Source organism: Pseudomonas sp. NPDC090203 (genome assembly GCF_044746765.1).
Taxonomy (GTDB): Bacteria; Pseudomonadota; Gammaproteobacteria; order Pseudomonadales; family Pseudomonadaceae; genus Aquipseudomonas; species Aquipseudomonas putida_AD.
The window spans coordinates 28,367-41,160 of sequence record NZ_JBIVCV010000010.1 but is presented as its reverse complement, the minus strand read 5'-3'; the positions used below and the strand labels follow the sequence as shown (position 1 = coordinate 41,160).

General features: G+C 62.3%; 10 protein-coding genes. 5 read left to right on the top strand and 5 right to left on the bottom strand.

What is annotated here, in order from left to right; all coding sequences use genetic code 11:
- Window positions 1-52: 52 nt before the first annotated feature.
- Genes rsmA through ACIPO9_RS17930 form a run of 4 tightly spaced genes read right to left on the bottom strand, consistent with a single transcriptional unit; the run spans window position 53 to window position 5,946 of the window.
- The gene (gene rsmA / locus ACIPO9_RS17945) at window positions 53-856 is read right to left on the bottom strand and encodes a 16S rRNA (adenine(1518)-N(6)/adenine(1519)-N(6))-dimethyltransferase RsmA (protein WP_274131449.1); all 804 of its coding nucleotides are present in this window, start codon (window positions 854-856) and stop codon (window positions 53-55) included.
- A complete protein-coding gene (gene pdxA / locus ACIPO9_RS17940) occupies window positions 853-1,842 on the bottom strand; it encodes a 4-hydroxythreonine-4-phosphate dehydrogenase PdxA (protein ID WP_400782539.1) in 990 nt (329 codons plus the stop codon). The genes rsmA and pdxA overlap by 4 nt, the downstream gene beginning before the upstream one ends.
- On the bottom strand, window positions 1,839-3,161 hold the full coding sequence (locus ACIPO9_RS17935; RefSeq protein ID WP_274131445.1) for a peptidylprolyl isomerase: 1,323 nt from the start codon (window positions 3,159-3,161) through the stop codon (window positions 1,839-1,841). The genes pdxA and ACIPO9_RS17935 overlap by 4 nt, the downstream gene beginning before the upstream one ends.
- Window positions 3,142-5,946 (bottom strand): LPS-assembly protein LptD, encoded by a 2,805-nt coding sequence (locus ACIPO9_RS17930; protein WP_274131442.1) that lies wholly within the window; start codon window positions 5,944-5,946, stop codon window positions 3,142-3,144. Before ACIPO9_RS17930 ends, ACIPO9_RS17935 begins: the two co-directional genes overlap by 20 nt.
- A 129-nt stretch (window positions 5,947-6,075) precedes the next feature.
- Between ACIPO9_RS17930 and ACIPO9_RS17925 the strand changes: the two genes are divergently transcribed.
- The 3 genes from ACIPO9_RS17925 to ACIPO9_RS17915 are packed head-to-tail and all read left to right on the top strand — an operon-like array spanning window position 6,076 to window position 8,593.
- Entirely contained in the window at window positions 6,076-7,098 is a 1,023-nt protein-coding gene (locus tag ACIPO9_RS17925; RefSeq protein WP_400782537.1) for an aminoglycoside phosphotransferase family protein, read from the top strand.
- Window positions 7,099-7,153: 55 nt separating this feature from the next.
- Window positions 7,154-7,822, top strand: coding sequence for an N-acetylmuramate alpha-1-phosphate uridylyltransferase MurU (murU, locus tag ACIPO9_RS17920; RefSeq protein ID WP_274131438.1), 669 nt, complete (start codon window positions 7,154-7,156; stop codon window positions 7,820-7,822).
- Window positions 7,823-8,593, top strand: a complete 771-nt coding sequence (locus tag ACIPO9_RS17915) for a TerB family tellurite resistance protein (RefSeq protein ID WP_400782535.1) — start codon at window positions 7,823-7,825, stop codon at window positions 8,591-8,593.
- A 227-nt stretch (window positions 8,594-8,820) separates the two neighbouring features.
- Here ACIPO9_RS17915 and ACIPO9_RS17910 read toward each other — a convergent pair whose 3' ends face one another.
- Window positions 8,821-9,792 carry an alpha/beta hydrolase family protein gene (locus ACIPO9_RS17910; protein ID WP_400782534.1) on the bottom strand — a complete coding sequence of 324 codons (972 nt, stop codon included), beginning with the start codon at window positions 9,790-9,792 and terminating at the stop codon, window positions 8,821-8,823.
- Window positions 9,793-9,986: 194 nt separating this feature from the next.
- On the opposite strand from ACIPO9_RS17910, the gene ACIPO9_RS17905 reads away from it, so the two are divergent.
- Window positions 9,987-12,002: a histidine kinase gene (locus tag ACIPO9_RS17905; protein WP_400782531.1), complete on the top strand. Its 2,016-nt coding sequence runs from the start codon at window positions 9,987-9,989 to the stop codon at window positions 12,000-12,002.
- Entirely contained in the window at window positions 11,999-12,628 is a 630-nt protein-coding gene (locus tag ACIPO9_RS17900; RefSeq protein WP_274136780.1) for a response regulator transcription factor, read from the top strand. The genes ACIPO9_RS17905 and ACIPO9_RS17900 overlap by 4 nt, the downstream gene beginning before the upstream one ends.
- The last annotated feature ends 166 nt before the right edge of the window (window positions 12,629-12,794 follow it).

The following is a 12,794-nucleotide window of genomic DNA, read 5'->3' as shown; positions in this document are numbered from 1 at the left end:
TCACGGGTAAAAAACCAATGGCGGCTTGGCCCCGGACATGTCCTTGCAGGTATCAGACGACAGGCTTGTCGCTGAGTTTGTCAGCCAGGCGCACGAACGCAGCCAGATCCAGCTGCTCGGGGCGCAGGCTGCCGTCTACGCCAGCTTCGGAAATTTCCTCGCTGGTGAGCAGCGCCTTGAGCGTGTTGCGCAGGGTCTTGCGGCGCTGGTTGAACGCCTCGCGCACCACGCGCTCAAGCACGCGGTGATCCTTGGCCGGGTGCGGCAGGGTTTCGTGCGGCACCAGGCGCACGATGGCCGAGTCGACTTTCGGCGGCGGGTTGAACGCGCCCGGGCCTACGTTGAACAGATGCTCCACGCGGCAGTGGTACTGGACCATGATCGACAGACGGCCCCAATCGCCACCGCCAGGCCCTGCGGCCAGGCGCTCGACCACTTCTTTCTGCAGCATGAAGTGCATGTCGCGGATCAAGTGGGCGTTCTGCAGCAGATGGAAAATCAGCGGCGTGGAAATGTTATACGGCAGGTTACCGACCACGCGCAGGCTGCTGGGGGCCGCGTTCAGGCTGGTGAAGTCGAACTTCAGCGCATCGCCCTGGTGCAGGTTGAAGTTGCTCAGGTGGCTGAACTGCTGCATCAGGATCGGCACCAGATCCTTGTCCAGCTCGACGACGTCCAGTTGCGCGCCGCTGCTCAGCAGGCCTTCGGTCAGGGCGCCCTGGCCCGGGCCGATTTCCAGCATGCGGTCCTCGGCCTTGGCGCGGATCGAGCGCAGGATCTTGTCGATAACGCCTGCGTCGTGCAGGAAGTTCTGGCCGAAGCGCTTGCGCGCCTTGTGTTGGTATTGCTCGGTCATTTACGGGTCTCGGCCATCTGATAGGCGGTGTGCAACGCGACCTTGAGGCTGCCGGTGTCGATCTTGCCGCTGCCTGCCAGGTCCAGCGCCGTGCCGTGGTCCACGGATGTGCGGATGATCGGCAGGCCAAGGGTGACGTTGACGGCGGCCCCGAAGCCTTTGTACTTGAGCACGGGCAGGCCCTGGTCGTGGTACATCGCCAGCACTGCGTCGCAGTGCTCCAGATATTTGGGGGTAAACAGAGTGTCGGCGGGCAGCGGGCCGCGCAAATCCAGGCCATCGCTGCGCAGACGCTCCAGGGTTGGTTCGATGATGTCGATTTCTTCGCGGCCCAGATGGCCGCCTTCGCCCGCGTGCGGATTCAGGCCACAGACCAGAATGCGCGGATGGGCGATGCCGAACTTGTTGACCAGGTCAGCGTGGAGAATGCGCGTGACGCGCTCCAGCCGGTCCGGGGTGATCGCATCGGCGATGTCACGCAGGGGCAGGTGAGTGGTCACCAGTGCCACCCGCAGATCGCCAGTGGCGAGCATCATCACCACCTGTTCGGTGTGGGTCAGTTCGGCCAGGAATTCGGTATGCCCGGAGAACGGGATGCCGCTTTCGTTGATGACGCCCTTGTGCACCGGTGCGGTAATCATTCCGGCGAACTGGCCGTCGATGCAGCCTTGCCCGGCGCGGGTCAGGGTTTCAAGTACGAAACTGCCGTTGGCCTTGTCCAGTTGCCCGGTGATGACAGGCGCACCCAGCGGGGTGTCCCACACATACAGACTGCCGGCAGGGGCGGGCAGGTCGGGAAAGGCATCCGGCGTGACGGGAATCAGGCTGACGGCCACGCCCAGTTGCGCGGCCCGCTCGTTGAGCAGGTCGCAACTGGTGATGGCAATCAGGGGATGAGGCTGGGACTGCGCGGCGAGCAGCAGGCAGAGGTCAGGACCAATGCCGGCGGGCTCGCCGGGTGTCAGGGCGAAACGCTGGGGTTTCACTTGGCAGCCTGGTCAGCGCCAGGGAGCTTGATTTCTACATAGGCTTCGTCGCGGATCTGACGCAGCCAGGTTTGCAGCTCTTCGTCGTATTTGCGGTTACGCAGTACGGTCATGGCCTGTTGCTCGCGAGCCTGGTTGGTGCTGTCGGTTGCACGACGGCCCAACACTTCCAGAACGTGCCAGCCGAATTGAGTCTGGAACGGCTTGGAAACGACACCTTGCGGGGTCTCGTTCATCACATCGCGGAATTCCGGTACCAGCGTGCGCGGATCAACCCAGTTCATGTCGCCGCCGTTGAGCGCCGAACCCGGGTCTTCGGAGAAGTTCTTCGCAAGTTCTGCAAAGTCTTCGCCATTCTGGATACGGTCGTAGATGCGCTGCGCGAGCATCTTGGTTTCAGCTTCGCTGCGGATTTCGCTTGGCTTGATCAGGATGTGACGAACATGGACTTCGTCGCGCATCTGGGTCTGATTCTCGCCGCCGCGTTTTGCCAGCAACTTGAGGATGATGAAACCGCCTGGGGTACGGGCAGGAGGTGTCACTTCGCCCGGGCTCATCGAGTTGAGCATGTCGCCGAATGGCGGTGGCAGTTGAGCGGCTTTACGCCAGCCCATGTCGCCGCCGTCCAGAGCGCTTTCGCTGGCCGAGGAAGAGATCGCCAGTTGTTCGAAGTTGGCGCCTTGCTGCAACTTGCCGTAGATGTCCTTGGCCTTGACCGCGGCTGCCTGGATCTGGTCCGAAGAGGCGCTGTCAGGGGTAGGAATCAGGATGTTGGCCAAGTGGAATTCTTCGGAGAACTGCGCCTTGCCCAGGTCCGAAGCCAGGAAGTTCTTCACTTCCTGTTCCGACACCTGGATACGCTCGGCGACCCGGCGCTGACGCACCCGGCTGATGACCATTTCACGGCGGATCTGCTCACGGGCGGTGTTGTACGACAGGCCGTCGTGGGCCAGCGCCGCCTTGAACTGCTCGATGCTCATGTTGTTGCGTTGAGCGATGGTGCCGACCGCCTGGTTCAGTTCTTCGTCGGTGATTCGAATGCCGGAGCGCTCGCCGATCTGCAACTGCAGGTTTTCCAGGATCAGACGATCCAGGACTTGGGATTCCAGTGCGCTGGCCGGGGGGACGCCCTGGCCGCGCTTGGCGATGGTTTGCTGAACTTCACGGGTGCGTTGGTCGAGCTGGCTTTGCATGACCACGTCGTTGTCGACGATGGCTACAACCTTGTCGATGGAGCGCACTTCAGCGTGCGCTACGGTACCGATGAGCAGCGCGCCCAGCATCAGCGGGCGCAGACAATCAGAAAGCTTGGTCTTCACGTTCACGATAACCTTGGATGCCTTTGTCGAGGAAGCTTTCAACTTTTTGGCCAACAACGCCGCCAAGTCCCTTCAACACGATTTGTAGGAAGATGCCGCGGTCGCCTTTCTCGTTGCTCGCAACTTCTTGAGTGGATTCGTCGTAGTCAACCCAGTAGCGGTTGATCAAACGCAGCTTCCAGCAGCAGTTGTCGTATTCGAAACCACCGAAGGCCTCGAGGGTACGGTTGCGGTTGTAGTCGAACTGCCAACGAGCAATGGCGCTCCACTGCGGCACGACTGGCCAGATGACCGAGAAGTCGTGCTGCTGGATCTTGTAGTAGTCCTTGATGACCGAGCCGTCTGGCAGAACCGCGTCGCCGCCGCCCACGGTCCAGCGACCGGTGGTCTGGTCGTAGCGGATCTGGTCGTTACGGTACCGGTAACCTGCGTTGATGATCTTGCCCGGCTCGTCTTCAGGCTGGTAGTGAACCATGGCGCTGCCGGAGCGGGTGCTGCGGCTGTCCGGGTCCCAGTTGAAGTCCGACGTGGCACGCCAGTCACGGTTGAAGCGGTATTCGTATTCCAGTGCATACGGCGATACGTCGGATTGCGAGTCCTTGCGGGTGTCTGCATCGATACCCGGCAATTGAACCTTGCGATCCTTGAAGTACAGCGCCTGGCCGATACTGAAACGCTGACGTTCGAAGCCGTTTTCCTCGATCCAGCGGTTGGTCACGCCCAGGGACAGCTTGTTCTCGTCACCGATGCGGTCGGAGCCGACAAAGCGGTTGTCGCGGAACAGCGAACCGTAGTTGAACGTGGTTTCACCCGTGTCGAAGATCGGGATGTCTTTCTGATCCTTCTCCGGAACGTAGAGGTAGTACAGACGCGGTTCCAGGGTCTGGCGGTAGTTCTTGCCGAACCAGTTGGTGTTGCGGTCGAAGTACAGGCCGCTGTCCACGCTGAAGATCGGCACGGCGCGGTCTACGCCACTGTCGAAGTTTTCCTGGTAGCCGGCGCCCTGGTTGCGGGCCGTCAGCAGGTCAGCCTTGCCCTGCCCATCCAGGTCCAGATCGTACTTGGTGTAAACGTATTTCAGCTTCGGCAATACGTAACCATAGCTCGCCGACATCGGCAGGCTGATGGATGGCGCCAGGTTCAGGCGGGTGCCGTTGGCGCGTTCGATGCCGAACACGGAGCGGTCCAGTCGGTTCGACAAGATTCCGTCTTCGTCACTGTACTGGCCAGTGCGCAGGTCACGATCGAACCGGACCAGCTCGGATTCATACCCGAATCGCAGTCCGCCAGGGTTGTACGGCAGCGTACCGTTGAGGGTCAGTTGCGGCAGACGGCCATAAGGCGTGGTCTGGGTCACTGTGGTCAACTGGTACTGCTGGACGTTGAGCCCGGCGGTGTAGGTGTCGCCACGGTAGACCAGAGCCCCTTGCTGGTTCAGGTAGTCATGGGTGCTGACCCCTTCCTGACCGCTTTTCAGATCCTTGAAGTAGTAAGGATCGCTGACCCTGGTGTAGTCGACCTTGGCAGTGAGGCGCTCATCCAGGCCGCTGCGGTTCTGCCAGTTGATCATCCAGCGTGTGTCCTTGTAATCGGACTGCAGCTTGCGATCATCGTTGTCGTCGTTCAGGTAAGCGGCACCGAACTGACCTTCACTGCTCTTGGTCAGGTAGCGGAACTCGCCTTCGAGCAACAGGCCGCGCTTGGCCATGTAGGTCGGGTACAACGTGGCGTCGTAGTTAGGCGCCAGGTTGAAGTAGTACGGGGTGAGCAACGAGAAGCCGGTGTCGCTGTTGGCACCGATGGTCGGTGGCAGGAAGCCGGACTGGCGACGGTCGTCGATCGGGAAATAGATGTACGGCGTGTAGAGGATCGGAATGTCCTTCACGCGCAGGGTTGCGTTGGTCGCGGTACCGAAGCCGGTGGCCGGGTTCAGGGTGATGTTGTTGCCCTTGACCGTCCAGGCGTTGCTGTTCGGTTCGCACGTGGTGTACGTACCGTCCTTGAGGCGGATGATCGCGTTCTCTGCACGACGGGCGTACAGCGCGTTACCACGCACGTTGGATTTGTGCAGCACGTACTCGGCGTTGTCGACTTTCGCCTCGCCGGTGTCCAGCTGGATTTCAGCATGGTCACCCACGATCAGGGCGCCGTTGTCGCGCAGACGGACATCGCCGTTCAGCTCGCCACGGTTCTCGGCCTGGTGCAGGCTGGCTTCGTCGGACTCGACCTGCATCGAACCCTGGCGCATGACGACGTCACCGGCCAGCGTTGCGATCTGTTCTTCCTGCTGGTAGCGCGAGGCCTTGGCACCGATGAAGGTCGGCGCGTCGCTCTTGGCGGTCTTGTCGTCCATGCCAGGGCGAATAGGCTCGATGTAGGCACCGGAGCAGTAAGGACCGGTCTCTGCCAGTTGGGCAGCGGTCAACTTCTCGCGTGGCACCCAGTCCAGATGGCTGTAGTCTGCGCTGCGCGATTTCAGGCCACGGCCCTTGGCCTCGGTGACCAGCATCGTCTTGGGCACGACTTCACCGCTTTCGGTGGTCGTTGTGCTCTCAGTCGCCGTGCTGCTGTTGGACGACACGCTGTTGGCGTCGTGCACAGGCCGCGGAGGCAACTGGGCTGCGTTGGATTTTGGAGCGCAATCCCAGGAACCTGTTGCCGACACCGAGCAGTCATACTGTTCAGCTGCAACCACGTACTGGGTGGCCAGGGGTTGCATCGCCAGCAAACTGCCGGTTACCAGCAACGGAAATTTTTTACGAAACGCGGGGGATTTCAATGCCATCTTATTAGTCCGGGCTTCCTGCGCGCCATCTGCCCGCGGGGGGGCCGCACGCCTCTCGATGGGCTGAAAAAGATGTCGGATAATAAAGCATGACCCGCTTGACGGCTAGCGCCGTCGGAGACCCTTGCAATGCCAGATCAAGATGTACGCCTGCAACACCTGAAAGTTTGGCTCGATGAGCAGCTGCCAAAATTGTTTTCTGCACAGGGCTGGGGCGCCGTACCCCCGGCCACGTTGACTGCGGCCAGCAGTGACGCCAGTTTCCGTCGTTACTTCCGCTGGGAAGGCGAGGGTCGCACTTTTATTGTGATGGATGCGCCGCCCCCTCAGGAAAACTGCAAACCGTTCGTGGATATCGCTCATTTATTGAGCGAATCGGGAATTAATGTTCCGATAATTTATGCCGAAGACCTGAATCAAGGCTTTTTGCTACTCAATGATCTGGGGCGAAAAACCTATCTGGATGTGATCGATGAGCAAAATGCCGATCAACTGTTCGCCGATGCCATCGACGCGCTGGTTGCCTATCAGCAATTGCCGATGCAGGCACCGCTGCCCAGTTACGACGTTGCCTTGTTGCGCCGCGAGCTCGAGCTTTTTCCCGAGTGGTACGTGAAGCGTCATCTGGGTGTGGAATTCGACCCATCGCAGCAGGCCAGTTGGCAGCGGGTCAGTGAACTGTTGATCGAGAACGCCCTGGCGCAGCCCAAAGTGCTGGTTCACCGCGACTACATGCCGCGAAACCTGATGCTCAGCGAGCCCAACCCCGGCGTGCTGGATTTCCAGGATGCGGTGTACGGCCCGGTGACCTACGACATCACCTGCCTGTTCAAGGATGCGTTCCTGAGCTGGCCCGAAGAGCGTGTGGCGGGTTGGCTCAAGCTGTATTGGGACAAGGCCGTGGCACTGGGCATTCCCGTGCAGGATGATTTCCAGGAGTTTCGCCGCGCCAGTGATTTGATGGGGGTTCAGCGTCACTTGAAGGTAATCGGCATCTTTGCCCGCATTTGCCATCGTGATGGCAAGCCGCGGTACGTCGCCGATGTCCCGCGTTTCTTCTCTTATATAGAAGCCGTGCTGGCTCGCCGGCCGGAGCTGGTGGAACTGAATAACCTGCTGACCAGCCTGGGCCAGCCAAAACAAGAAGCCTGAGCATCAATTGCTGCTTTGAAGGTACGGATGTGAAGACTGTTTCCAAGAGGAACCCATGAAAGCGATGATTCTGGCCGCCGGCAAAGGCGAGCGCCTGCGTCCCTTGACCCTGCACACGCCCAAGCCGCTGGTGCGCGCCGGTGGCGTGCCGCTGATCGAGTACCACTTGCGCGCACTCAAGCGCGCAGGCTTCACCGATGTGGTCATCAACCATGCCTGGCTCGGGCAGCAGATCGAAGATTACCTGGGGGATGGTGAGCAGTTGGGCCTGAGCATCCGCTATTCGCCCGAAGGCGAACCGCTGGAGACCGGTGGCGGCATCTTCCGTGCGCTGCCACTGCTGGGCGATGAGCCGTTTCTGGTGGTCAATGGCGACATCTGGACCGAGTGTGATTTCGCCGGGTTGAACCGCCCCATTCAGGGCCTGGCGCATCTGGTGCTGGTGGATAATCCTGCGCATCACCCGGCTGGCGATTTCGCGCTGGTCGATGGCAAGGTGCTGGACGACGCCAGTTTGCCGCGCCTGACCTACAGCGGCATTGCCATCCTGCATCCGCAGCTGTTTGCCGAATGCAGCGAGGGCGCTTTCAAGCTTGCGCCGTTGTTGCGTGACGCCATGGCCAAGGGGCAGGTGAGCGGTGAGCACCTGAGCGGGCGTTGGGTGGATGTCGGCACCCACGAGCGGTTGGCGGAAGTCGAGCAGATCCTTGCGGTGAAGTCCTAAATGCTTTGGCCATTCACGGTGATCGGCGGCGGTACCGGGTATGCGATCGCCAGCATTCCGGGCGCCATGCTGGGCGCGTTGCTCGGCCAGGCGCTGGACCGGCGCCTGCATGTGCAGAGCCTGGCGGAGCTGTGGGAGCGCGCCCGAGGGCGTAGCGTTCCGCAGGATGAAGAGCTGCTGTTCATCCTGTTGGGGCGCGTGGCCAAGAGTGATGGCCGGGTGGTCGACGGTCACATTCAGCAGGCCCGGGTGGAAATGCGCCGCCTGGACCTGAGCGAGGCGGCGACGCGGCGTGCGATTGCGGCGTTCAATCGTGGCAAGGATGGGCGCGACAATCTGCAGGTGCATCTGCATCGCCTGAAAACCCAGCCCCATGCTGCCGAAGGTTTGCTGCGCGCCAGTTGGCGCATGGCGTGGGCAGACGGCAGGGCTTCACGGGCCGAGCGCAGTCTGATCGTGCTGTGGGGCAAGTGGCTGGGCTGGACGCCAGAGCGGGTCGAAGCGTTGTCGGCTACCGAGGATGAACAACGGACCCGTGCGCCTGCCAGCAGTGGCGGGGAGTACCAGGAGGCGTTGCGCCTGCTGGGTGTGCGCTCGGATTCGGAGCCGGCGCAGATCAAGCGTGCGTATCGGCGTTTGCTCAGTCGCCACCATCCCGACAAGATCGCAGGGTCCGGCGCCAGTCAGACCCAGGTGCGCGACGCCACCGAAAAAACCCGCGAACTGCACAACGCCTACGCCGTGATTCGCGACCGCCGCGGGTTCCGCTGATCCCTGATTGTAGGAGCGCGCTTGCCCGCGATGGGGGTTTTGCCTGCACCTCATCAGCGGGCTGACACACCGCCGTCGCGGGCAAGCGCGCTCCTACAGCCTGATGTGCCGAAAACTTGTGAGCGACCCCACTCCCCGTAGCAGTCCGGCTTGCCGGCGAGGCGCCCTCAAGATCGCCCCCGCCGGCAAGCCGGACTACTACGGTGCGAGATTCACCGGCGTTGCGCTTATTCGCTCTCCAGCCACCCGCGAACCCGGCGGAACAACTGGTCCTGCTCGCCTGCGGTATTGCCGGGGATGGCGTTGAGCGCGACCTGGGTGAAACGGGCGTTCTTGATGCGTTTGCTCACGTCCAGGCGATCCTTGGCTTGTTGCCGAGGCACGGCCAGTTCGCGGTTGACGAAGTCCGCCGTCGGCACTTTGAGGGTGGGCAGCAATTGCAGCAGCGTTGGCGTCTGCTGATTGGTCTGCACTGCCGTCACCATGACCAGTTTCTGCACCGCCGGCGCAGGTCGCTCGCTCATGTAGCGTGCTGCCCAATAGGCCCCCGTTCCGTGTCCCAGCAGCACCACGCTATGGGCCTTGTTCTGTTGAGCGAAGGTCACGGCGCTGTCGATGCGGGCGAAGATCTTCTCGGCAATCGCCTTGTCCCGCTCCACCTGGGCTGCAGCCTGTGCGGCGGCCGCAGCAGCATCGGCTTCTGCGCTGGCCGCAGGGTCCGGCGCTTTGGCCTTGTCCTTGTCAGCGGCGGCCTTGTCGTCGGTGGCAGGCGCTTCGGCGGCCCGGGCGAAAACGCCGTCTTCGTAAGCATCCGGAAGGGTCAGGCTCAAGCTGGCCCAGCCCACGTCCGGCAGTTTGTTGCGCAGTGGGCCGACCGCGTTGGGCCAGTCCGCCGACTCTCCCGCGCCAGGAACGATCACCACCGCGCCCTTGGGCTCGTCGACGTTGGCAGGCTTCCACAACGCCAGAAAACTTTCATCGCCGGCCTGCAACTGCTGCTGTTCGATCTGAGGAATCCGCCGCTCCAGCGCCAGTGAGTCCTCCTGGCTGCGTGATGGCAGCACGGCACGTTCCGGCGCCTTTTCTTCAGGCTTCGCGCCGCTGGCCGGGGCTGGATCTGCCGCCAGTGTCATCTGCGAGCAAGGTAAGATCAGTGTCAGGCAAATCGCGGGAAACATTGCGCGAATGGTGTAGGACATCGAATATTCCAAAGGCCAGAAACAATTCTGGCAGCCTAAAGGGTTGATGACGGTTTGTCAGGCCGGGTAGCGCCGCCCGCTTTCAGGCGCCATGCACACCAGATGATTGATCGAGGATTCAGGGAAGTGGGGATGACAGATTGAGAATCCGCGTGCTGTGCCTTCGGGTTATCGGCTGTCCGGGAGCGCTCTTGATGGGCGTGCTGCTGATTGCCATGTCCTGCCTGGCGCAGGCTGGCGTGGCGCCCGCGCCGCCGGATCCGCTCAATGCCGCCCAGCGTGACTGGCTCAACCAGCATGGACAACTGCGCGTCGGCCTGGTGTTGCAGGCGCCCTATGCCCAGTTCGACCGCAGGGCGCAGGTGTTGTCGGGGGCCAACGTGGATCTGGTCAACCTGATGGCCAGGACCCTGCAGGTCGAATTGCTGTGGCGCAACTTCTCCGATCAGGCCGAGCTTGAGAAAGCCCTCGCCGAGGGACAGATCGATTTCGCCCCGGGCCTGACCCAGACCCCGGCGGGCCTGCGCATGTGGCTGTTTTCCGACCCTTACATGCGCGTGCCGCAACTGATCGTGGGCGAGCGGGACGGTGCGGGCGCCGTGGATCTTGAGAAGCTCGGCGAACAGGTGCGAATCGCCGTGCGCATGCCCAGCGCGACTGCTGACTACCTGCGTTCCAACTACACCCATCTGAATCTGCAGGGCGTGCCGCTGGATCGCCAGGCCCTGCAACTGCTGCTCAGCCAGCAGGCACGCTACGCCGTGGTCGATGAGGCCCAGCTCAGCCGCCTGTCCCGGGAAAACGAGTTCGCCGATCTGGCGGTGGTGGGCGATATCGGCTTCCCGCAACTGTTGCGCGTGGCCTCGCGACGCGATGCGCCGGAACTGGCCGACATCATCAGCCAGGCGCTGAACGCGATTGCCCCCAAGGATCTGGATCAATTGCATGCCCAGTGGCTGCAGCCCAAGTACGCGCGGGTCAGCGAGTCGCCGGGGCTGTGGAAGAACCTCGCGCTGCTGTTCCTGGTGCTGTTCCTGGCCAGCGCGGCGATTGTCTACTGGCAGCGCAAACAGCAGCAGACCCTCGAACGTGAGTTGCTGGCCGCCCGCGAAGACATCACCAGGCGGCTGGCCGGCGAAGAGGCGCTGCGTCTGGCGCAGTTCTCCATCGACCAGAGCACCGTGGGCATTCTCTGGGTCAACTGGGACAGCCACGTGCGCTACGCCAATCAGGCGGCCGAAAGCATGCTGGGCTACGGGCGCGGCGGGGTGGTGGACCGGCCGTTGATCGACTTCGAGCCGGGCCTGAACATGGACCGCTGGCTCAACCTGTGGAAGAACGCCCGGGCCAGCGACGACGCGCCGCAGAACTTCGAAAGCAATTGCGTACGCGCCGATGGCAGCATTCTCCCGGCTGACGTCTCCCTGAGTTTCCTGCGCTTTCGCTCCGCTGAATACCTGGTGGTATTCATCACCGACGTCACCGAGCGCCGACGTTCCCTGGCGGCATTGCAGGAAAGCGAGGCGCGCCTGCAGGTGCTGGCCGAGCAGTTGCGCGAGTTGTCGGCCCACCTGGAAACGGTACGGGAAGAGGAAAAGGCCCGCATCGCCCGGGAAGTTCACGACGAGCTGGGTCAGATGCTGACCGTGCTCAAGCTGGAAACCTCCATGTGCGAACTGGCCTACGCGGATCTTGATCCCGGATTGCGCGAGCGGCTCAACAGCATGAAGCGCCTGATCGCCCAACTGTTCCAACTGGTGCGGGACGTGGCCACGGCGTTGCGTCCGCCGATCCTGGACGCGGGCATCGCGTCCGCCATCGAGTGGCAGGCCCGGCGCTTCGAGGCGCGCACGCAGATTCCGTGTCTGGTGCAGGTGCCGGACAACCTGCCAAGGCTTGCCGATGCGACGGCCATCGGCCTGTTTCGCATTCTTCAGGAGGCGCTGACCAACGTCATGCGGCATGCCGAGGCGCATTCGGTCGAGCTGAACCTGAGCCTCAAGGCGGGCGTGCTGTGCATGAGCGTGGCGGACGATGGCAAGGGCTTCGATCAGGCGGCGGACCGCCCGGCGTCGTTTGGTCTGGTGGGCATGCGCGAGCGGGTGCTGATCATGGGCGGACGATTGCATCTGGACAGCACGCTGGGAGAAGGCACAACCTTGCGTATCCAGATTCCGCTGGAACAGGTCGCGCAGGAGCAAGTGCAGTGATTCGTGTATTGGTCGCCGAAGATCACACCATCGTCCGTGAGGGCATCAAGCAGTTGATCGGCCTGGCCAAGGATCTTCAGGTGGCGGGGGAGGCCGCGAATGGCGAACAGCTTCTGGAGGCCCTGCGTCATATCGAATGCGAAGTGGTGCTGCTGGATATCTCCATGCCCGGCGTCAACGGCCTGGAAGCGATTCCCCGGATTCGCGCGCTGAACAATCCGCCAGCGATTCTGGTGCTGTCGATGCACGATGAGGCGCAGATGGCCGCGCGCGCCCTGAAGATCGGTGCCGCCGGCTACGCCACCAAAGACAGCGACCCCGCGCTGCTGCTGACGGCGATCCGACGGGTGGCGTCGGGTGGGCGCTACATCGACCCTGACCTGGCCGACCGCATGGTGTTCGAGGTGGGCCTGACCGACAGCCGGCCTCTGCACTCGTTGTTGTCCGAGCGTGAGTTTTCGGTATTCGAACGCCTCGCCCAAGGGGCCAACGTCAATGACATCGCCCAGCAACTGGCGCTGAGCAGCAAGACCATCAGCACCCACAAGGCGCGGTTGATGCAGAAGCTCAATATCACGTCGCTGGCTGAATTGGTGAAGTACGCGATGGAGCACAAGCTGGTCTGAGGGCGTGCCTAAAAACGACCCTTGCGATGTGAGTTGAATCGCTGTCGCGGGGGGGGGGGGGGCGGCCCCAAAAACCCCCCCAAAACCCCCAGCGGGCGCCCCGCCCCCCCCCCCGCCCCCCCCCCCCCAAAAAAAAAAAAAAAAAAAAAAAAAAAAAACCCCCCCC